Here is a 21321-nt window from a genome sequence, read left to right on the forward strand (position 1 = left end):
GTAGAAAGCGTTAGTTCTACTGTGTCATAGCTGCTCAAACCCCTCATCCTGAGGAGCCCGCGGAGCGGGCGTCTCGAAGGATGTAGGCCACAGACGGGGCCTCATGGTTCGAGACGCGCTTCGCGCTCCTCACCATGAGGGCTGGCTTGTGACGTACTTAGGTTATCGCACCGCGCCGACGTGCCGGTAAGACGGGAGTGGAATCATCATGCTGGGCCGGCTCAATCACGTCGCGATCGCGGTCAAGGACGCGGAAAACGCTGCCAAAATCTACGGCAGCGCGTTCGGCGCCGAGATCTCCGGCGCGGTGCCGTTGCCGGAGCATGGCGTCATCACCGTGTTCGTGACGCTGCCCAACACCAAGATCGAGTTCATCCAGCCGCTCGGCGAAGCCTCGCCGATCGCCAAATTCGTCGAGCGCAATGCCGACGGCGGCATTCACCACATCTGCTACGAGGTGCCCGACATCGTCGCCGCGCGCGACAAGCTGATCAGCGAGGGCGCGCGCGTGCTCGGCGACGGCGAACCCAAGATCGGCGCCCACGGCAAGCCGGTGCTGTTTTTCCACCCCAAGGATTTCTCCGGCGCGCTCGTCGAAATCGAACAGGCTTGAACGCTGATGGCTTACAGCATCTCCACCGCGCTCGCGATCTACTTCGTGCTGTGGTGGGTCGTGCTGTTCACGACGCTGCCGTTCGGCGTCCGCAGCCAACATGAGGATGGCGAGGGCGCTCCCGGTACCGACCCCGGCGCGCCGGTCATGGCGCGGATGGGCTGGAAGCTGCTCTGGACTACGGTGATCTCGGGCGTGGTCTTCGGCATCGGGATGTGGGCGTATCATCAGGGCTATCTGAATATCGAGCGGCTGTCGAAGCTGATGGGGCTGCCGTTCTGACACTTCGATCTGGCGGGGGAGAAGAATGGCCGTTCAACGCATCCTGATGGCGCTCGTCGTGCTGCTTGCCGCCGGCCTTGCCGGATCGTTCTACATGAACTGGAAGACGCTGGGGCAGCTTCGAACGGTGAAGGCGTTCGTGGAGAACTCGGTGTTCGCCGACGCGGTCGCCGCCTGCGAGAGGGTGCAGAGCACGACCCCGTTCAAATGGACCGGCGGAAAGCAGACCGCCGTCATTGGCCTGACCTCAGTCAAGCTCAACAAGGATACGATCATCCCAAGCTACACGCTGGTCGCCGACAGCGTCTTTTGCGACTATGACCCGATCAAGAAGAAGGCAGATATCGGATCGAATTTTCTGGAACGAGAAACATTCTAGGCTGGGGCGATAAGTAGAGCGTGAGTTCCTGAATGCCATCGGAAGAGGCCGCAGGTATCATCGACCTGTATCAGCGCAAGGCGCGGGACTGGATCGAGAGCCGCGCACGCAGCGATCTGTTTGAAAAGCCTTGGATCGACCGCTTCCGGACGCTGCTTCCGCCTGCTGGCTCGATCCTCGACGTCGGGTGCGGATCCGCCGAACCATTGGCCGCGTATCTGATTGAGCTTGGTCATCCCGTTGCTGGCGTCGATTCATCCCCGGCCATGATCGACGCCTGCCGGAAGCGTTCCCCCAAGCAGGAATGGATCGTTGCCGATATGCGCACACTTGCCTTGCGGCGGCAGTTCTCCGGTATCCTTGCGTGGGACAGTGTCTTTCACCTCTGCCATGACGACCAGCGCCGGATGTTTCCGGTGTTTCGCGCGCACGCGGCACCGAGCGCGGCACTGATGTTCACAAGCGGCCCCGCGCATGGCGAGGCGATCGGGAATTTCACAGGCGAGCCGCTGTATCATGCGAGTCTCGATCCCGTCGAATATCGTTCGTTGCTCGATCGGAACGGGTTTCGCGTGGTGTCGCATGTCGTCGAGGACCCCGGCTGCGGTGGCCACACCATTTGGCTCGCGCAGCTCATTTGAGGCGCTGGGACAAATGCGGACGGTGAATGCTGGTCGCCGACAGCGTCTTTGCGACTATGACACGATCAAGAAAAGGCCGACATCGGATCGAACTTCCTGGAACGGAAACATTTTAGGCTCAGGGCCGTGCCACTGACGAAAAGCTCCGGCGAGACGTGAGTTAATCCGGGCGTTGTCGATCATCGCTTGCGGGCCACAATGTAGGGGCGTTGGTCCTTGCCCTTGCTGGCGTGGCTCTCTCTGACAAGCACGTCGAAACCCGCGCCAACGATCAACCGCTTGAGTTCGGACGCGCCGAGGGAGCTGACATGTGGCGCCTTTCCGATGAGTTGCATCGCGGGCAGCAGGACCAGCCGGATCAGCGGATTCATGTCTCCCAAGCAAGGCGTTTTCGAGATGAACAGTCCCCCGGGCTTCAGCAGTACGTGGATGCTGCGCAGCGTGTCCGGCACGTTGCGCACCAGATGCAGATAGTTGAAGCCCAGAACGGCATCGAACCGGCTTTCTTCGTGGACCAGTTCTTCGGCGGTCGCGGTGCGAAAGGAAAGTGCCGGGATCGACTCGACCGCGAGCTTCTCTTCGGCGATCGCGATCATCCCGCCGGAAATATCGGTCGCGAGGTAGCTCCGCACGCCATTCGCAAGTCGCAGCGCCGTCGTTCCCGTGCCGCAACCCAGTTCCAGCACACTGTCCCCAGGCTGCAGATAAGCGCGCGTGCGCTCGAGGGTGCGCTCGTATCCGTTCGGATCCGCGATGCGAGATCTGGCGTATCTGCGGGAGGACCTGTCCCAGAAACGGGCGTCGCTTGTGATGCTCATGTGCCGTCCACCCTTTCGGCGAAGCCTACTATATGCGTCAGACAAGAAGATTGTGGAAATCTGACAGAATTTTGCGATTATGATCCGGTCAAGAAAAAGACCGATATCGGCTCGAATTCCTGGAACGGGAGTAAACAGTAGCCCCCGAACCAGCACGGGGGCAGACGCGATGAGTTCACAGCAACGATCGTTGGCTAATCCCCGGCAGGACGAATACCGAATTCTGCATGAAGCCGATCTGCGGGATTACCTCGCAGGACTTACCGAAGTCGCGGCACGTCTTGGCGGCGCCGCGGCTTCCTGGTCGATCAGCGAAGTCGGCGACGGCAACCTCAATCTCGTCTTCATCGTCAAGGGCACGCGGGGCGGCGTCGCCGTCAAGCAGGCGCTGCCTTACGTACGGCTTGTCGGCGAGAGTTGGCCGCTGCCGCTGTCGCGCTCGCATTACGAATATCTGGCGCTGACGCATCAGGCGCGGCTGGCGCCCGGGCTGGTGCCTGATGTGCTGCACCACAACGAGGCGCTCGCGCTTGTCGTCATGGAGCTGCTCGAGCCGCACATCATCATGCGCAAGGGGCTGGTGGCCGGCACGAGATATCCGCGCTTCGCCGAGGACATCACGGCGTTTCTGGCGCGGACGCTGTTCCTGTCCTCCGACCTCGCGCTATCAGCCGCCGAAAAGAAGGAGGGGATTGCCGCCTTCGCCGGCAATCACGCGCTCTGCAAGATCACCGAGGACCTCATCTTCACCGATCCCTACCGCGTGGCCGAGCAGAACCGCTGGACTCAGCCCTGGCTCGACGCCACCGCAGCCGCCTTCCGCGAAGATCTCGACCTCCACGTCGCGATCTCGCGGCTGAAGGTCAAATTCATGGGCTCCCCGGAAGCCCTGATCCACGGCGATCTCCACACCGGATCGATCATGGTGACCGAAAGCGAGACCAAGGTGATCGACCCCGAGTTCGCCTTCTATGGCCCGATGGGCTTTGATATCGGGGCCGTCATCGCCAATCTGCTGATGGCCTATCTGGCCTCCGCCGGCCACGAGCATTCGCCGGGCGAGCGCCGCGCGTTCGAGGCGTGGGTGCTGGAGACGGTCGAGAACGTCTGGAGCGACTTCGCCAGCAAGTTCCTCGAGCTGTGGCGGACGCGGGCGGGAGGTGATGCCTATCCGCGGACGCTGTTCGAAGGCGAGGCCGGCGCCGCGCGGCTGGAGACGGAGCGGCAGGCCTATATGGCGCGGCTTTTCCAGGACACCGGCGGATTCGCGGCCGCAAAGATCATCCGCCGCGTTCTGGGGCTGGCGCACAATATCGATTTCGAATTGATCGAAGACCCGAAGCGGCGGGCGATCTCTGAGGCGCGCAGCCTGCGACTGGCGCGCGCGATGATGGTGGACACGACCTCGTTTCCGACGATCGTCACCGTGACGAAAGCGGCGCGGGAAGTGCGCGACTGGCAGCCGGATTTCGCCTAATTGCTAACGGCCACCTTGCAGCGCTAGTGGGGCGTTCCCCGGATGCAGTGCAGCGCGCCGCGCTTGCGGCGTGGTGCAGGGCTGATCCGGGGTCCATGTGCCGAGACGACGGGTCCCGGCTCTGCGGAGCAGCGTTGCCGGACGATGCTGCGCATCGCCTAGGCTGCACCGCGTCCGGGACACGGAATGCCGATTTCAGGATGCTAGCGAAAGCCGCCGGCTGAATTATCATCCGGGCAATTCATCAGCCGTTCTAATAACTGCATGCGCATTCTGCCGCCTAATCGAATGGCTCTATGGCGCCTACAACAAGCATGTGTGCTAGCCGGGTCTAGCTCTGGTTCGTTCGTTAGGCCGGAGGTGCGAGTTGACGGGAGGCTACGCTCATCGCCGAGCCCGGTGCCTGTGCGCCACGCGGAATACCGGCGAGTGACAGAAACTCAGGAATGGAGTTCGACGTGAAATTTCTTCGCACCGCGATCGCATCGGTCTTCTTGATGGCATCGTCATTCGCGCACGCGCAGCAATCCAATGTCACGGCCCGGAGGCTGTCACCGGAAGACGTCCGGCGTGTTGCTCCAGCTCTTGAGAAGTACACGCAGGAACGCCTCTACGGCGAGGTCTGGAAACGGCCCGGTCTGAGCCCGCGCGATCGAAGCATTGTCACGGTCGCAGCGCTCATCGCCCGCGAGCTGACCCTGCCGATGACTTACTATTTCCATCAGGCGCTCGACAACGGCGTTAAGCCAGGTGAGCTTTCGGAGATCATTACCCATCTGGCCTTCTATTCGGGCTGGGCGAACGCCTTTGCGGCGATAGGACCCGCCAGGGGCGTCTTTGCCCAGCGCGGAATCGGACCTGATCAGCTCCCGCCGGCGTCACCTCAGCTCCTGCCGCTACACGAAACCGCGGAAGCCGACCGCGCTTCACGGGTCGGGCAGCAGTTCGGCGCCACGTCTCCGGGACTCGTTCAACATACCACCGACGTCCTGTTCCGCGACCTATGGCTGCGCCCCGACCTGGCACCACGTGACCGGAGCCTCGTGACCGTGAGCGCGCTGATCGCATCGGGCCAGGTCGCGCAGGTGCCCTACCATCTCAATCGGGCGATGGATAATGGCCTGACGCAAGAGCAGGCTGCTGAAGCGATCATGCACCTCGCCTATTACGCGGGTTGGCCCAACGCCTTCTCGGCGCTGCCGGTCGCGAAAGATGTCTTCGAGAAACGTCCCCGCTAATTCAGGAGGGCGACATGAACATTAAGCAGTCTCTAATTGTTGGCGCCTCGGTGCTGACGCTATGTCTGTGCGGGCCCGCGCTTACCCAGGAGACGCAAGGCCAATACGTGCAGCTAGCAGAACTGGAAATTGATCCCGCTCAGTTGGAAAGCTACAAGGCTGCGGTTCTGGAGCAAATCGACGCTGCTATTCGCCTGGAGCCAGGAGTTCTGGTCTTATACGCCGTGTCTGAAAAGGATAATCCCGCCAACATCAGAGTTTTTGAAATTTATAGGGACGCGGATGCGTACAAGGCGCATCTGGAATCCGCTCATTTCAAAAAATACAAGACCACGACGGAGAAGATGGTCAAGTCACTCAAACTTGTCCGGACCGTCCCCATTATGCTCGGCGCCAAGGCGAAGTAGGGGAACGGTACGGCTCCTCTTGAACGCTGTTATCCCCGGTAGCGCAACGCGTCGACCAGCAAGGCAAAGGCCGGTGAAGACTGACGGCGATGAGGATAATAGAGGTGGTAGCCCGACCAAGGCGGGCACCACTCCTCAAGCACGCGCTTCAGGCGCCCCTTTGCGAGATAAGGCTGCGCGATATCCTCCGGCACGAAGGCTAGTCCAAGCCCGGCAGCGGCGGCATCCAGCACCTGGAAAATGCCGTTGAAGACGAGCTGGCCCTCGACGCGCACTTTCAGCTCGCGCCCGTCCTTCTCGAACTCCCAGGCATAGATGCCGCCATAGGTCGGCAGGCGCAGGTTGATGCAGTTGTGGTCGATCAGATCCTGCGGCGTTCGTGGAGCTGCTCGTTTCGCAAAGTAGGATTTCGTGCCGACAACGGCGAAGCGGATGTCGGGTCCGATCCGCACCGCGATCATGTCCTTCGCAACCTGCTCGCCCCAGCGCACGCCGGCATCATGGCGCTCGGCAACGATATCCGTCAGACCATAGTCGATAACAATTTCGACCTTGATGTCCGGGTAATCCGGCAGAAATTTCTGCAGCTTCGGCCAGAGGACCGACTTGATTGCGTGGTCCCCGGCCGTGATCCGCACGGTGCCAGCGGGCTTTTCCCGGAGTTCGCTCAAGGCCTCGAGCTCGGCATCAATCTCCTCGAGGCGAGGTGCCACCGTCCGCACCAGCCGCTCGCCCGCTTCGGTCAGCGAGACACTGCGGGTCGTGCGGGCGAGAAGCCGAACGCCCAGACGCTCCTCGATCTGGCGGATCGTCTGGCTGAGAGCCGACTGCGACACGCCGAGCTTCCCCGCCGCCTTTGTAAAGCTTTGGTCCCGCGCGACGGCTATGAGGTAGGGAAGGTCGTCGAAGCTCCCGCGCGCCATTTATTGCACCACCTTATAAGTACTTACAGATTATAGCGGCTAGCCGTGGTGGAGGCATCAGGCAATTTGAGCGTGGCGTGATGATCACGCGCAGATGCACGTGCTCGTTTCCAGCGATCGGCGCCGTGACGAAAGCGGCGCGACGTGCGCGATTGGTGCCTGGATTTTACATAATTGCTTCAGATCACCTGGAGGGACAGGCCTTCCCGAATACAGTGCAGCGCGCTGCGCCGCGTCCGGGACACGGCTAGCAAGGTACTATTCGGCAGTCCGCTCGCCCGATCGGTTCCCGAATTAACCGCCAAAGCGGACATCAAGGTTAAATAACAAGCTTACCTAACGGATTTGGTTGCTCGCCTCCACAGGAGAGCTAACCGTCTAAGCTGCATTTCGAGAGATTTTTGGTGTCTGCTCACATTATCATTCAAGGAGCATCCCCGTGGTACGTTCAGTAAAACCGCCGATGTTAAATACGCTCGATCTTGAACGCGAGATTGAAGAAGAGTTTCGCAAGCTGCCAATTCACGAATCCCAACCGACCGATTTCGCGCCGCCCTCGGTACGCGCTCCGGATTTGGGGATGCCGGATTATGTGGAGCATAGCGACGGGGCCACGGAGATCGGCAAGCTGTCAGCGGAAGCTGTCGTCCGCGAATATGAAGCCGCGGCGAAGGACATCGAAGCCTTGGGCGTTGAGCTTATCGAGCAGGCCAGGCAATGCGAGGCCATGACTCGCGAGGCGCTCGCGGTGACTGAAGAACTGAAGGAGACCGCAGCGCGCTACCGCGCGGAGGCTAAACGTGTCTTCGTTCAAATTGAGAGCTGTTCGTTGGTGACGGCGGAAGTCCGCAAGATCTGCGAGGAAATGAAGGACAAGATTGCAGCTCCGGCCATGGCCGAAGCCAAAGCCGGGGAATAAAGCCGAGTTGCCCCGGTCTTATTCGGCGGTCCGCTCCCGCAACCGCTGCGCATACACGTTGATGATGAGCGCGGCCAGCAGAATGAGACCTCGGATCAAAATCTTCAGGAAGCTGTCGATGTTGACGTGATCGAGTCCGTTGTTGAGGACGCCGAGCACGAACAGGCCGACGATGGTGTTGCCGATGCCGCCGCGGCCGCCAAAGAGGCTGGTGCCGCCGACCACGACGGCGGCGATCGAATCCAGCAAATACGTGTCGAACTCGTTCTGCTGCGCGCTGCCGAAATGGGCGACGCCGAGCATGCCGCCGATGCCGGCGCAGACGGCTGATATCACCATGACGCTGCCGAGGATGAGCTTGACGTTGAGCCCGGAATATTCGGCGGCCTCGCGGTTGCCGCCGACCATGTAAACGTAGCGGCCGAAGCGCGTGTAGGTCAGCACCAGATGGCCGCCGAGCAGCATCAAGGCTGCCACGATCACGATCCAGGGGATGCCGCCGATCGACGTCGATCCGAGCGTTGTGACCAGCGGGGGCACTTTGTAGGCGATCTGGCCGCGCACCAACAGCGCCGAGATGCCGGCCGCGATCTGCATCATGGCCAAGGTCATGATGAAGGAGGGGATGCCGATGACCGTCAGCCCGAACGCGTTGACGAGGCCGAGCAGGGCGCAAAGCGCCAGCGCCAAGAGGATCGCGGCCCATCCGGGCATCGGGACGTTGGCAATGTTGACGTAGGATTCCTGCAGCGTGAAATAGGCGACCGCAATGCCGGTGACGTTGGCGATGGCGGCGATCGAGAGATCGATTTCGGCGCAGAGGATCACGAAGGTGAGGCCGACGGCGATGATGCCGGTGACCGAAATCTGGGTCAGGATGTTGCCGAGATTGTCCAGCGTTGCAAACGAGGGGCTGGCGGCGGCAAAGAAGCCGAACAGGCAGATCAGCGTCAGGAAGGGGGCGATGTTGCGCATCTGGGAGCGCAGCATCACGGCGAGCCGGTGCGAGCGTTTGCGATCCGAAGCGGGGACTGTCACGCTTTCACCTGAAGTCATGTCGGTCTCCTCACGCCGCTTCGAGCAGGCGGTCCTTGCTGATCCGTTCGTTTGAAAATTCCCGCACCACCGCGCCGCGCTTGAGCACGATGATGCGGTCGGCAAGCGACAGCACCGTCTCCGGCTCGGTGGAGAGCACGATGACGGCGAGCCCCTTGGCGCGCAAATCCCTGACGATGTGGATGACGTCATCCTTGGCGCCTACATCCATGCCGCGGGTCGGCTCGCACAGCACGAGCAGCCGCGGCGGATAGCTCAGCCATTTCGCCAGCGCCACCTTCTGCTGATTGCCGCCCGAGAGCATGCCGAGATCGAGTTCGACCGCTGCGGGCCGGATCCGCAACTGGTCGACCTGCCGCGTGGCGATCTCGCGTTCGCGCGAGGGCTTCAGCAGCAGCGATGAAATGCGACCGAGGACGCTGATCGAGATGTTCTTGTAGACCGGCTCCTGGTGGAACAGCATGTCGCGCCGGCTCTCGGGCACGAAGGCGATGCCGGCGCGGCGCGCGCCGGCCGTGCTGCGGAAGGCTCTTTGTTCGCCGGCGATCGCCAGCGTGCCTTGGTCGGGCCGGAGCTTGCCGAACAGGATCCGTGCCAGTTCGAGCTGCCCGCATCCCATAAACCCGTAGATGCCGAGCACTTCGCCGGCGCAGACCTCGAACGAAACGTCGCGCAGGCTGCGGGCGAGCGACAGCCCGCTCGCGTTCAGCACCACCGGCCTCTCGGCGGGCGGCGGCAGCATGATGTCGTGGGTATAGGTCTCCTCCAGCGCCTCGCGGCCCTTGCCGATCATCGCCTCGATCAGCGCGGGCTTGCTGGTCTCGGCGGCCTTGGTCTCGGCGACCTTCCTGCCGTTGCGGAACACCGTCACGATATCGGAGACGCGCAGGATGTCCTCGATGAAATGCGAGATGAAGACGATGCTGGTGCCTTCCTCGCGCAGCCGCTTCAGCGTCGCGAACAGCCGCTCGACTTCGGGCGGCGACAGCGCCGAGGTCGGCTCATCAAGGATGATGATGCGGGCCCCCGAAAATAATACGCGGGCGATCTCGATCAGTTGCTGCAGGCCGATCGGAAGGTCGCCGAGCCGCGACATCGGGTCGACATCGATGCCGAAGCGTTTGAGTTGCTCGCCGGCTTCGCGCGCCATGCGCCGCCATTGCACGAAGCCGAAGCGGTTGGTCGGCTGGTTGCCCAGAAACACGTTCTCGGCCACCGACAGATCGGGCGCCACGCTGAGCTCCTGATGGACCATGGCGATGCCCGCCGCATGGGCATCGCGCACCGATCGAAAGCGGGTTTCGCGGCCGTCCAGGATGAAGCGACCGGAGAAGTCCGCATGCACGCCGGCGATGATCTTCATCAGCGTGCTTTTGCCCGCGCCGTTCTCGCCGACGAGGCCGTGGATCTCGCCGGGAGAAAGCGCGAAGTCGACACCACGAAGGGCTTCGACGCCGCCGAAGGCCTTCGTGATCTCTTGCAGTTCGAGGATGGGCTTAAGTCCCGCGGGCATGCTGGTTCAGATCAGGAAATGGTCCTGCATCCATTGCATGCCAGCCGCATTGGCCTTTGTCACCACCGGTCCGTCGGTGATGACGTGCTTTGGAATACCCTGTCCGCTCTTCTCGCCCGCGGTCACCGCGGCGACGCCGGCAATGATGGCGCCGCCGTGGATGCGGCAGGAGGGGTTGCGGACGGTCGCGAACATGCGGCCTTCGCTCACCGCCTGGATCGCCGGCGGCATGGCGTCCACGCCGCCGATCAGGATATTGGTGCGGTTGCGCGCCTTCATGATGTTGTAGGCGGCCAGCGCCATGTCGTCATTGTGGAAGAAGGCCGCGTCGATCTGCGGGTGCTTTGTCAGATAGGTCTCCCACAGCCGCGCCGTCTTCGAGACGTCCCAATCGGCCGGTTGCGTGTCCAGCACCTCGATATTCGGGAATTGCTTCACCACTGTGTTGAAACCCTTGGCGCGGCCCTGCGCGCCGGTATGGCCGAGCGCGCCCTGCGTCATGATGATCTTACCCTTGCCGCCCATGGCGTTGCACAGCGCCTGGGTCACCGAAGCGCCCATGAATTCATTATCGGGCGCCAGGAACGAATGAACCTTGATCTGATCGAGCGGGGCGATCAGCGTGTCCATGTCGATCACAGGAATGCCGGCATCGATCATCTTCTGCACGGGCTGGGTCAGCGTGCCGATGCCGAATGCCTGGATGGCGACGAAGTCCCATTTTTGCGACGCCATGTTGTCGATCGCCGCGCGTTGCTTGACCGCATCGAGCTGGCCGTCGAACCAGGTGACCTCGACGTTGAACAGCTTGCCCCACCATTCCGCGGCCTGCTTGCCCTGGGCGCACCAGGTCGCCTGCAGGCCTGCATTGGAGAACGCAGCCTTCAGCGGTTTCTCTGAACGTGCGGCCGCCGCCAGCGCTGGATTAATACCCAGTCCCCCGAGCAGGGCGGTGGCTGCGCCAGCCGCGCCTGCGGCCTGAAGAAGGTCGCGCCTGGTCGTTGCCGTTTTGTCAGTTCCGGACATCGTTTGCTCCCTCGCTTGTCGTTTGTTATCGCCGTCGGCGTCGATTGCACGCACCGCGGATCGAGGCAGTCTTTCACACTCGGCGCGTTTCCGCCACCGGATGACTTGATCGTCGGTACCAATGAGCGCCGGGAGACTTTGGTCTCGTCACTTCACTGCGCTGCAACGAGGCCCTCGATCTCGCCGAGCAGTTCTTGCCACGCCGCATCGATTTCGTCCGACCAGTCCGGCCCGGCGATTTCGCGTAGCGTCTGCGCGATGATGCCGAAGAACGCGACGAACAATTCACGGGGCGTGCCAGCGCATGATCCGCCAAAGTGTGCGCGGTTTGGCGACAAGATCATGCGCTGATTCAAGAGAATAGCGCGCGATCGGACGCAAAACCGGCTTCCACTTTTGCTGATCGCGCGCGGGCATCGTGCGAGAAAACTTCCGATCCGATCAGGCGGAAATGGCCGCGGCGTTCGCCGGCGAAATCCAGCATGGCCTCGATCGTGAGGGCCAGCATCGAGCCCTTGACGAGTTCGCTGCCCTCGGTCCGAAACATCGTCCGCGCTTCGGGATGCGCCTTGAAGAGGCGGCGATAGACCAGCGGGGTCAGATCTTCGCAGCGCTCGGCGGCCAGTTCAAAACTTCGCTCGATCGGATTTGACGATGCCGTCATTGTCGTTTGCGATCGTCTCGAAAAAAAAAGCAGGGCACCAAGCCCTGCTCAAAAATTGTGTCGACCCTTAATTTCCCCGAAAATTGAGATTTGATCTTGATTGTCGAGGCGACGCTGCTTGTGCGCGTCAGGGCTCCTCCCGAGACTTGGACCACCAAGCTTTGCCTCTCGGCAAGCCTAAGCTTGAATTGGTAGACCATCTTTTTCGTCTTGTCACCATTTTCGGCAACGTTTGTTCAAAATTCCAGCACTCTGCGAAATGATTGGGAATTTACGACTGAAGGTTGTGGATTTAGCCCCAATTCGCCCGAGGCTTGGTATCAGGGTAGGGCGCCCTCCAAATGCTGCAAAACGCATCGCTTTTCGCCAGGTTTATTCCTTGAAGCTGCAACATAGTTCCGGGAACCTGTTCTCGACTTCGGACACCAAGGGTGATTAAGGTCTGAGGCGGATAGGTTTGCGATGCGCCGACGGCTGAAGAATTTCCTGCCAATCGTCCTGATTGCTCTGGTGGTGCAGATTTTTGCACCGATCGGCGCATGCTGGGCGGCGAGCATCGCAAGCTCCGATCCGCTCGCCGGCGCCGTGATCTGCCACGGCAACGGTGCGCCCGGTGCAGGGCAGAGCGATCAGGCCAACCACCGCGCGCATGACGGATGCTGTTCGGTTTGCAGCATGCTGCACACCGGTGCGCCGGTCGATGGGCCGCAGACTGCGGCGGTCGACGTCGATCGGGTTGCCAAGCGGGTGGCCTGGTTCGATTTTGCTTTCCGGCTGACGAATGCTAGAGCCGGCAGCCAAGCGCAGGCGCGCGCCCCTCCCTCCATTTCCTGACGAGCTGGAACACCCAATGACCGGTGCGGCGACAGCCGTGCCGGTTGGTGCAGTCATTCAAGCCGGCCGAAGAGCTGGCGTCAGGAATATCTTATGTATCGTTATCACGCCTTGGGTGGCGCGAGCCTGCTTGTGCTTGGCAGCGCGCTATCCCTTGACCCGTCGAATGCGACCGCCCAAACGGCATTGCCGGCGGTCACCGTCGATGCGCCGCGCACCGCGACCGCCAGACCTGCGGCCCGAAAGCCGGCCGTTCGTGCATCTGCCCGGACGCAGGCAAGGCCACCTTCGGCCAACCCGGCGCCTGCCGCGTCGTCGCTAATAGCGGGCATTACCCCGAGCGTGGCGCGCGCGCTCCTTTACCAGGCGCCCAATGGTCAGACCGAAACCACCATCGATCGCAGCCGGTTCGAGAACCGGCCGTCATTCTCCGTGGCCGACGTGCTGCGCGAGAGTCCCGGTATCTCTGTGAAACAGGGCAACGGGCCGCGCGATGTCGGCATTTCCATCCGCGGCTCCAATGCCCGCAACGGCTTTGGTATCCGCAATCTGGTGATCTTTGACGACGGCTTTCCGGTTACGCAGCCGGACGGGCTTTCCCGCAGCGACCTGATCGACCCCAAGGCCTATGGCGCGATCGACGTGATCCGCGGGCCATCGTCGGCGCTCTATGGCAATTATGCAACCGGCGGCGCGCTCAATTTCCGCACCCGCCCGGGCCGAACCATCGACGGTATCGAATACGGCGTCGATGGCGGCAGCTTCGGTTATCTCAACAATTATCTCGCCGCGGGCAAGCAGGTCGGCAATTTCGAGTACTCGCTGTTTGCCAGCGACGCGCGCGGCGACGGATTTATCGGCAATAGCTGGTTCAATACCCAGACGGTGAATTTTCTCGGCACCTTGCACGCGACGCCTGACGATCGCTTCACGGTCAAGTTCATCAACAACAATCTCGACACAAGGCTGCCGCTCCGCCAGACGCTCAGCCAGTATTATCAAAATCCGTTTCAGCAGGGCTGCACGACGGGCGCGACCGCCGCGCCCGGATGCCCGACGGTGCCATTGTTCATCAATGGCTTTAACGGCACGACAACACCTCAGACCGCTACTCAGGCAGGCCTTGGCCGTGACGACAGGCGAACGATCATCGGCGGGCGATGGGAGCATGATTTCGACAACACGACGACCTGGCGCAACCAGTTCGTGTTCGACGACCGCAACATCAATCAGCCGACCGGCGCCACCAGCGCGATCGGCGATTTTCCGTCGTACAACTACATGAGCGATATCACCAAGCGCGGTGAAATTCTCGGCTTGGAGTCCACCACCTATTTCGGTGCCTTTTACAACACGCTGACCGCGTCGAGCGACTCGAGATTCGTGATGCCAGGCGGTAACGCGACGCTGGGCAGGCTGCAGAGCAATACCTGGAGCGAGACCACGAACTACGGCGTTCGCGCGCGCGAAGAATTGAAGCTGACCCCGCAACTGACCGCCATTGCTGGCATCGGCTGGGAAACCACGCACCTGAAGGGGATCAATACCGCCTATAATTACGGAACTTCGCCGGTTCCGAACCCGACGATCATCCCCACGACCGCCGACCGGCAATTCCAGAACACAGCGCCCGAGCTGGCGTTAGTCTACAAGCTGAATCCCGAGTGGCTGTTCCGTGCGCGTGCCGCTACTGGATACGGCACGCCGCAGGTCAACAACTTGTTCGTCCTTTCGGACGGTAGCCCCGGCAATAACACACAGCTCCAGACGCAAAAGAACCTTGGTTACGATCTCGGCTTCGACTGGACGCCAAACAGCGCGCTCAAGTTCAGTGCGACCGGCTTCTATGAGTTCTTCCGCAACGAACTGGTGAGCCAGGCGACACGCACAGCCGGCGTCAGTTACATGTTCAACGCACCGCGATCCGAGCATCGCGGGGTGGAGCTAGCCGCTGACTGGAAATTCTATCCCGGCTGGCGATTCACTGCGGCCTATACCTATCTCGATCAGTACTACACCGAATATACGGAAGACATCAGAAGCCAAGGCGCAGGCGGGACGGTTTTCAGCTTCAACCGTGCGGGCAACAAGATTCCCGGCATCTCGCCGCACGAACTAACCGCGCGGCTCGGCTATGAGCAGATGTGGGGACCGCTTGCCGGCCTCGGAGCGTTTGTCGAGGTGCAGTGGAAAGACTCGTTCTGGATGGACAACGCCAATTTGCAGAAGGCGCCAGGCTATGAGCTGGTCAATCTCAACGTGCACTACACGACGGACCTCGTGTCCGATTACTTCAGGTCCTTGAGCATGTATGTCGAAGTCAGGAACGTGTTCGACCGGACCTACATTGCCTCCGCCAACAATCTCGGCAATTCGGTCACGGCCGGCGGCATTCAAGGTCTCAGCACGAGCGGTACGATCTACGCCGGCTCGCCGCGCGCGTTCATTGCCGGAATGAAGCTGGCGTTCAAATGATCGGACAACAACACAAGAGGAGTAAAGCCATGCTGCGAATGAGCCTGCTCGCGACGCTCGCTTTCTCGCTTTGCCAAAGCGCAGCGAACGCGCAAATGAGCCATCATCAGCATGCCTCGGAAGCGGCGTGCGAGGAGGTCGCCTTGCGCTGCGCGTCGAAGGTCACGCCGGCCTTCGCGCCGGATGGAACGCTGTGGCTCGCCTGGATGGCGGGGGGCCAGATATCGGTGGCAAGTTCGAAGGATGGCGGCCGGAGCTTTGCCGCGCCGGTGCAGGTGACCAAGGAGAAGCTCAAGCTCGATTGGGGCCCGGATGCCCGACCCCAGATCGTCGTCGAGAAGAACGGCGGCATTGCACTTGCGTTTTCGCTCTTCAGGGACAAGGCGTTCAACGGCCAGGTGCTCACCACGAGATCGGCCGATGGCGGCCAAAGCTTTGCCGAGTTGCGGCCGATCACGTCGAGCAACGAGAGCCAGCGCTTTGTCGCGCTCGGCCTCGATGCGGATGGTTTGGTGTTTGCGGCCTGGATCGACAAGCGCAACCGGGTGCCCGCGCAGCGGGAGGGCAGGAAATACGAAGGGGCAGGGCTGTTCTTCGCGTCATCGAAGGACGGCGGCGCGACCTATTCCGAGACGCACCTCGCAGCCGACAACACCTGCGAATGCTGCCGGCTCGGCCTCGCGTTCGCAGGTCCGGGCCGTCCCGTGGTGGTGTTCAGGAACATCTTCGAAGGCGGTGTGCGGGATCACGCGATCATGACGTTCGCCGATCGGGCGATGCCGGGCGAAGTTCGCCGCGTCAGCAATGACGACTGGCAGATCGCCGCGTGCCCGCATCATGGTCCGAGTCTTTCCATCTCGTTCGCGGGCACTTACCACGTGACCTGGTACACCAATGGCAAGGCCCGCAAGGGGCTGTTCTATGCCCGCTCGCAAGACGAGGGTCGCACGTTCTCCGATCCGCTTCCGCTCGGCCGCGCCGACCGCAATCCGACGCGACCTTACGTTCTTGCCGGGCCGCACGGCACCACCATGGTCTGGAAGGAGTTCGACGGCGAAAAGACTGCGGTGAACGCGATGACCTCGCATGATGAGGGCAAGAGCTGGTCAACGCCGGTCGCGATTGCCACGACGACGGATACGTCCGACCACCCGCTGCTGGTCAGCGACGGGCAGAAGACCTACCTGTCCTGGATGACCAAGGCCGACGGATATCGCCTTCTGCCGATCGGAGATGGAACATGAAACGCCTCCTGCTCGCCGCACTATTCCTCGTTGCGTATCTGGGCGCCGCGCCCGGAGCCGGGACGCCGTCCGAGCTCACGCTCAAGCCGTTCGTGCGGGGAAGCTGGCAGGACGTGCTACGTTCGCATGCCGGGCGGCCGACGCTGGTGCATCTCTGGGGCGTCACCTGCGGTCCTTGCAAGGTCGAACTGCCGCTGCTCGGACAATTCATGAAGGATCATTCCGAGATCGACGTTGTGATGATCAGCGCCGACCTTGTTCCGAATCTGGACAGCGCAACGCGTGCGATGCTGGAGAAGGCCGGGCTCGGTAAAGCGGAGAACTGGATTTTCAGCGACGGCTTCGTCGAACGCCTCCGGTTCGAGATAGATCCCGCCTGGCAGGGGGATATCCCGCGCACGCTCCTGATCGGGCAGGATGGAACCGTGACCACAATCGAAGGTTCGGCCGAAATAGCGGACCTCGAAAAATGGTTGGTTCAGCAAAAAGCCGCGAACAAATAAGGACGCAATCCCGCTATTGTGAACATGAACGTTGCATTCTCACGTTAATGCAACGGCGGCCCTCGGCCGTCCGTTGTGCCGGCCATACTTCATAGATCGAAAGACATCCGATGAAACCTGTCTTGCCAATCTTCGCCTTCGCCACCCTGTTTGCTCTCCTGGGCACGCCCGCGCACGCCCAGGAGGTCAAGGCCGGAGACCTCGTCATCACGCAAGCCTGGAGCCGCGCTACACCGAGCGGTGCAAAAATCGCCGGCGGCTATCTGACCGTCGAGAACAAGGGCGGTGCGCCGGACAAGCTCGTTGGCGGCTCAGGCGATAACATCGGCAAGGTCGAGATTCACGAGATGGCCATGAAAAACGGCGTCATGACGATGCGGCCGCTCGACAAGGGCCTGCCGATCGAGCCGGGCAAGACCGTCAAGCTCGCGCCGGGCGGTTATCATCTGATGCTGATGGATCTCAAGCAGCCCTTCAAGCAGGGCGACAAAGTGCCGGTCACGCTTGAATTCGAGAAGGCTGGAAAAGTAACGTTGTCGCTCGACGTCCAGGGCGTCGGTGCGCAGGGGCCGGCAGGCGCGGATCACTCAGGCCATATGGGAATGAAGCACGATCATTCCGGCATGAAGAAATAGGAAGCGGCTTGCGGGGAATTTGTAGGATGGGTAGAGCCAACGGGTCCGGCCTTTGGCCGGCCCGATGATAAACTCCGCGAAACCCATCATCGCATGAATCCGTGTCGCGGGCATGATGGGTATCGCTTTCGCTCCACCCATCCTACGGATTGGGAAACCAACAATTCACCGTCAAAACGACCGACAAATCGGCGTTTTCAGCGGCTTTTTCGCGGCTTCCGGCCTTGTGTTTTCGCAGCCGATCCGGTTTCACTGCACCTCTTCCGGTAGCCCACTGATTCCTCGAGTTGTCCCATGCGGTTGTCGCGGTTTTTTCTACCCATCCTGAAAGAGAATCCGAAAGAGGCGGAGATCGTCTCGCATCGGCTGATGCTACGCGCCGGCATGATGCGGCAGGAGGCGGCCGGCATTTACGCCTGGCTGCCGCTGGGCTTCCGGGTTTTGAAGAAGATCGAGCAAATCGTCCGCGAGGAGCAGGACCGCGCTGGCGCCCTGGAACTGTTGATGCCGACGCTGCAGCTCGCCGACCTCTGGCGCGAGAGCGGCCGCTACGACGCCTATGGTCCGGAAATGCTGCGCATCAGCGACCGCCACAAGCGCGAGTTGCTGTATGGGCCGACCAATGAGGAAATGATCACCGAGATTTTTCGCGCCTACATCAAATCCTACCGGAGCCTGCCGCTTAATCTCTATCACATCCAGTGGAAGTTCCGCGACGAGCAGCGCCCGCGCTTCGGTGTGATGCGCGGCCGCGAGTTCCTGATGAAGGATGCCTACTCCTTCGACATCGACGAGGCGGCGGCGCGCCGTTCATATAACCGGATGTTCGTCGCTTACCTGCGCACCTTTGCGCGTATGGGATTGAAGGCGATCCCGATGCGCGCCGAGACCGGCCCGATCGGCGGCGATCTCAGCCATGAATTCATCGTGCTCGCGGAAACCGGCGAGTCCGGCGTGTTCTGCAACAGCGACGTGCTGAACCTGCCGATCCCGCCGGACGATGTCGATTACGACGGCGATCTGACTGACATCATCAAGCAATGGACGTCGGTCTATGCCGCAACCGAGGACGTCCACGATGCCGCTCGTTACGAGCGCGAAGTGCCGGCCGACAAGCGCGTCAACACCCGCGGCATCGAGGTCGGCCAGATCTTCTATTTCGGCACCAAATATTCCGATGCGATGAAGGCACTGGTCGCCGGCCCTGACGGCGTCGACGTGCCGATCCATGGCGGCTCCTACGGCGTCGGGGTCTCGCGGCTGGTCGGCGCTATCATCGAGGCCTGCCACGACGATGCCGGCATCAAATGGCCGGAGGCGGTGGCGCCGTTCACGGCTGTGATCTTGAACCTGAAGCAGGGGGATGCTGCCGTCGACGGCGCCTGCGAGAAGCTTTATCGCGAGCTTCAGGCCAAGGGTGTCGATGTGCTTTATGACGATACCGACCAGCGGGCCGGCGCGAAATTCGCGGCCGCCGACCTAATCGGCATCCCCTGGCAGATACTGGTCGGGCCGAAGGGCCTCGCCGAGGGCAAGCTCGAGATCAAGCGGCGCAGCGACGGCTCGCGCGAGAATCTCAGTCCGGCGGAAGTGGTGGCGAAGATCGCGGGATAAGATATCCACCGCGGCTGATATGTTGGCCAATACGGCCACATTTGGCCCGAATCATGGGATTATCGAGTAATGGATGAGACCATGAACGAGACAGCCCGAACTCCGCCTTTTGCGCCCTTCGAATGGCTGCTGTCGGGGCGTTACCTGCGGGCGCGTCGCAAGGAAGGATTCATTTCCGTCATCGCCGGCTTTTCGTTCCTCGGCATCATGCTCGGCGTTGCCACGCTGATCATCGTGATGGCCGTGATGAACGGCTTCCGCAAGGAACTGCTGGACAAGATACTCGGGCTGAACGGCCACATCTTGGTGCAGCCCTTGGAATCGCCGCTGACCGACTGGAAGGATGTCGCCGAGCGCATCAGCCAGGTCGAGGGCATCCGCCTTGCCGCGCCTGTTGTGGACGGTCAGGCGCTGGCGTCTTCCGCTTTCAACGCCGCCGGCGTTTTGGTGCGTGGCATGCGCTCTGCGGACCTCAATAACCTCACCTCGATCGCCAAGAACATCAAGCAGGGCACGCTGGAAGGTTTTGACGAGGGGCAGGGCGTCATCATCGGACGCCGGCTCGCCGATCAATTGTCGCTGCATGCCGGCGACACCATCACGTTGGTTGCGCCCAAGGGCGCGGTGACGCCGATGGGTACGACGCCGCGCATCAAGCCCTACAAGGTGGCGGCCGTGTTCGAGATCGGCATGTCGGAATATGACGCCAGCTTCGTGTTCATGCCGCTGCCGGAGTCGCAGGCCTATTTCAACCGCAAGGACGACGTCACCGCGATCGAGATATTCACTACCAACCCCGATCGAATCGATGCATTCCGCAAGAGCGTGACGGAGGCGGCCGGGCGGCCCGTGTTCCTGGTCGATTGGCGGCAACGGAACTCGACCTTCTTCAACGCGCTTCAGGTCGAGCGCAACGTGATGTTTTTGATCCTGACCATGATCGTGCTGGTTGCCGCGCTCAACATCGTCTCCGGCCTGATTATGCTGGTCAAGGACAAGGGCCAGGACATCGCCATCCTGCGCACCATGGGCGCCTCGCAGGGCTCGATCATGCGGATCTTCCTGATCACGGGCGCTGCGATCGGTGTGGTCGGCACGCTGACCGGATTTTTCGTCGGCATGCTGATCTGCCTGAATATCGAATCGATTCGGCAGTTCCTGTCCTGGATGACCAACACCGAATTGTTCTCGCCGGAACTCTATTTCCTCTCGCGCCTGCCGGCCGAGATCGATTTCGGCGAGACCACTGCGGTGGTGATCATGGCGCTGACGCTGTCGTTCCTGGCAACGCTCTATCCGTCCTGGCGCGCCGCGCGCCTCGATCCCGTCGACGCGCTCCGGTACGAGTGAGGACGAGATGGCCGAGGAGGCGGAAGATGTACCGGTTATCTATCTCCACGAGATAAAACGCGAGTACAGGCAGGGCGAGGCGACGCTGACCATCCTCAACGGCGCCAAGCTTGCGCTGTGGGCGGGGCAGTCGGTAGCGCTGGTGGCGCCCTCGGGGTCGGGCAAGTCGACGCTGCTGCACATCGCGGGCCTGCTCGAAAGCCCCGACGAAGGCGAGGTCTATGTCGCGGGCACGCCGACCTCGCAATTGTCAGACATCGACCGCACCCAGATCCGGCGCTCCGATATCGGGTTCGTCTATCAATCGCACCGGCTGTTGCCGGAATTCACCGCGCTCGAAAATGTCATGCTGCCGCAGATGATCCGCGGCCTCAAACGTTCCGAGACGATCAAGCGCTCGCAGGAGATTTTGGCCTATCTCGGCCTCGGCGATCGCATCTCGCACCGTCCGGCCGAACTGTCCGGCGGCGAGCAGCAGCGCGTCGCCATCGCGCGCGCGGTCGCCAATGCGCCGCGGGCCCTACTCGCCGACGAGCCGACCGGAAATCTCGATCCGCATACCGCCGATCACGTCTTCAAGGCGCTGATGCAGCTCGTGAAGGCGACGCAGGTCGCGATGCTGATCGCCACCCACAATATGGAGCTCGCCGGCCGCATGGACCGGCGGGTGTCGCTGGTCGACGGCCGGGTCGTCGAACTCGAATAGGGCG

General features: G+C 61.7%; 22 protein-coding genes and 1 pseudogene. 16 read left to right on the forward strand and 7 right to left on the reverse strand.

The features are described 5' to 3' along the window. The first annotated feature begins 208 nt into the window (after positions 1 to 208). Genes mce through RX328_RS23980 form a run of 4 tightly spaced genes read left to right on the forward strand, consistent with a single transcriptional unit; the run spans position 209 to position 1915 of the window. A complete protein-coding gene (gene mce / locus RX328_RS23965; RefSeq protein WP_213250396.1) occupies positions 209 to 613 on the forward strand; it encodes a methylmalonyl-CoA epimerase in 405 nt (134 codons plus the stop codon). A 6-nt stretch (positions 614 to 619) separates the two neighbouring features. Further along, positions 620 to 895, forward strand: a complete 276-nt coding sequence (locus RX328_RS23970) for a DUF1467 family protein (protein WP_213250395.1) — start codon at positions 620 to 622, stop codon at positions 893 to 895. Positions 896 to 920: 25 nt separating this feature from the next. Then, complete coding sequence (locus tag RX328_RS23975; protein WP_213250394.1) at positions 921 to 1274, forward strand: hypothetical protein; 354 nt, start codon at positions 921 to 923, stop codon at positions 1272 to 1274. A gap of 32 nt (positions 1275 to 1306) precedes the next feature. Next, positions 1307 to 1915 (forward strand): class I SAM-dependent methyltransferase, encoded by a 609-nt coding sequence (locus RX328_RS23980; protein ID WP_213250393.1) that lies wholly within the window; start codon positions 1307 to 1309, stop codon positions 1913 to 1915. A 179-nt stretch (positions 1916 to 2094) separates the two neighbouring features. Here RX328_RS23980 and RX328_RS23985 read toward each other — a convergent pair whose 3' ends face one another. After that, positions 2095 to 2733, reverse strand: coding sequence for a class I SAM-dependent methyltransferase (locus RX328_RS23985; RefSeq protein ID WP_213250392.1), 639 nt, complete (start codon positions 2731 to 2733; stop codon positions 2095 to 2097). 169 nt (positions 2734 to 2902) lie between these two features. Between RX328_RS23985 and mtnK the strand changes: the two genes are divergently transcribed. The 3 genes from mtnK (at position 2903) to RX328_RS24000 (ending at position 5855) form a co-directional block, all read left to right on the forward strand. Then, complete coding sequence (gene mtnK, locus RX328_RS23990; RefSeq protein WP_213250391.1) at positions 2903 to 4210, forward strand: S-methyl-5-thioribose kinase; 1308 nt, start codon at positions 2903 to 2905, stop codon at positions 4208 to 4210. Positions 4211 to 4707: 497 nt separating this feature from the next. Then, entirely contained in the window at positions 4708 to 5448 is a 741-nt protein-coding gene (locus RX328_RS23995; protein WP_249726283.1) for a carboxymuconolactone decarboxylase family protein, read from the forward strand. 14 nt (positions 5449 to 5462) lie between these two features. After that, positions 5463 to 5855, forward strand: coding sequence for a putative quinol monooxygenase (locus tag RX328_RS24000; protein WP_213250387.1), 393 nt, complete (start codon positions 5463 to 5465; stop codon positions 5853 to 5855). 29 nt (positions 5856 to 5884) lie between these two features. Here RX328_RS24000 and RX328_RS24005 read toward each other — a convergent pair whose 3' ends face one another. Then, positions 5885 to 6778 carry a LysR family transcriptional regulator gene (locus RX328_RS24005; protein ID WP_213250385.1) on the reverse strand — a complete coding sequence of 298 codons (894 nt, stop codon included), beginning with the start codon at positions 6776 to 6778 and terminating at the stop codon, positions 5885 to 5887. A gap of 439 nt (positions 6779 to 7217) precedes the next feature. On the opposite strand from RX328_RS24005, the gene RX328_RS24010 reads away from it, so the two are divergent. After that, positions 7218 to 7697, forward strand: coding sequence for a hypothetical protein (locus tag RX328_RS24010; RefSeq protein WP_213250382.1), 480 nt, complete (start codon positions 7218 to 7220; stop codon positions 7695 to 7697). Between the two features lie 18 nt (positions 7698 to 7715). On the opposite strand, the gene RX328_RS24015 is transcribed toward RX328_RS24010, so the two are convergent. The 5 genes and pseudogenes from RX328_RS24015 to RX328_RS24035 all read right to left on the reverse strand — a co-directional run. Next, positions 7716 to 8753: an ABC transporter permease gene (locus RX328_RS24015; protein ID WP_213250379.1), complete on the reverse strand. Its 1038-nt coding sequence runs from the start codon at positions 8751 to 8753 to the stop codon at positions 7716 to 7718. 10 nt (positions 8754 to 8763) lie between these two features. Continuing rightward, positions 8764 to 10266 carry a sugar ABC transporter ATP-binding protein gene (locus RX328_RS24020; protein ID WP_213250376.1) on the reverse strand — a complete coding sequence of 501 codons (1503 nt, stop codon included), beginning with the start codon at positions 10264 to 10266 and terminating at the stop codon, positions 8764 to 8766. A gap of 6 nt (positions 10267 to 10272) precedes the next feature. Then, positions 10273 to 11292 carry a sugar ABC transporter substrate-binding protein gene (locus RX328_RS24025; RefSeq protein ID WP_213250374.1) on the reverse strand — a complete coding sequence of 340 codons (1020 nt, stop codon included), beginning with the start codon at positions 11290 to 11292 and terminating at the stop codon, positions 10273 to 10275. 152 nt (positions 11293 to 11444) lie between these two features. Beyond that, positions 11445 to 11636, reverse strand: coding sequence for a hypothetical protein (locus RX328_RS24030; protein WP_213250371.1), 192 nt, complete (start codon positions 11634 to 11636; stop codon positions 11445 to 11447). A 66-nt stretch (positions 11637 to 11702) separates the two neighbouring features. Further along, a pseudogene (locus tag RX328_RS24035) lies at positions 11703 to 11956 on the reverse strand (globin); the annotation flags it as partial. Between the two features lie 462 nt (positions 11957 to 12418). Between RX328_RS24035 and RX328_RS24040 the strand changes: the two are divergent. From RX328_RS24040 to RX328_RS24075, 8 genes are all read left to right on the forward strand, one after another. Then, positions 12419 to 12790, forward strand: a complete 372-nt coding sequence (locus RX328_RS24040) for a DUF2946 domain-containing protein (RefSeq protein ID WP_213250368.1) — start codon at positions 12419 to 12421, stop codon at positions 12788 to 12790. A 93-nt stretch (positions 12791 to 12883) separates the two neighbouring features. Then, on the forward strand, positions 12884 to 15265 hold the full coding sequence (locus tag RX328_RS24045) for a TonB-dependent receptor family protein (protein WP_213250365.1): 2382 nt from the start codon (positions 12884 to 12886) through the stop codon (positions 15263 to 15265). Positions 15266 to 15294: 29 nt separating this feature from the next. Continuing rightward, positions 15295 to 16509, forward strand: a complete 1215-nt coding sequence (locus RX328_RS24050) for a sialidase family protein (protein ID WP_213250362.1) — start codon at positions 15295 to 15297, stop codon at positions 16507 to 16509. Then, the gene (locus RX328_RS24055) at positions 16506 to 17012 is read left to right on the forward strand and encodes a TlpA family protein disulfide reductase (protein WP_213250359.1); all 507 of its coding nucleotides are present in this window, start codon (positions 16506 to 16508) and stop codon (positions 17010 to 17012) included. Before RX328_RS24050 ends, RX328_RS24055 begins: the two co-directional genes overlap by 4 nt. A gap of 110 nt (positions 17013 to 17122) precedes the next feature. Further along, on the forward strand, positions 17123 to 17647 hold the full coding sequence (locus RX328_RS24060) for a copper chaperone PCu(A)C (protein WP_213250357.1): 525 nt from the start codon (positions 17123 to 17125) through the stop codon (positions 17645 to 17647). A 294-nt stretch (positions 17648 to 17941) separates the two neighbouring features. Then, positions 17942 to 19261: a proline--tRNA ligase gene (gene proS, locus RX328_RS24065; protein ID WP_213250354.1), complete on the forward strand. Its 1320-nt coding sequence runs from the start codon at positions 17942 to 17944 to the stop codon at positions 19259 to 19261. Positions 19262 to 19330: 69 nt separating this feature from the next. After that, entirely contained in the window at positions 19331 to 20611 is a 1281-nt protein-coding gene (locus RX328_RS24070) for a lipoprotein-releasing ABC transporter permease subunit (protein ID WP_213250351.1), read from the forward strand. Between the two features lie 7 nt (positions 20612 to 20618). After that, positions 20619 to 21317: an ABC transporter ATP-binding protein gene (locus RX328_RS24075; RefSeq protein WP_213250349.1), complete on the forward strand. Its 699-nt coding sequence runs from the start codon at positions 20619 to 20621 to the stop codon at positions 21315 to 21317. Positions 21318 to 21321 lie beyond the last annotated feature (4 nt).

Origin of the sequence: Bradyrhizobium sp. sBnM-33 (assembly GCF_032917945.1) — a bacterium.
GTDB lineage: Bacteria > Pseudomonadota > Alphaproteobacteria > Rhizobiales > Xanthobacteraceae > Bradyrhizobium.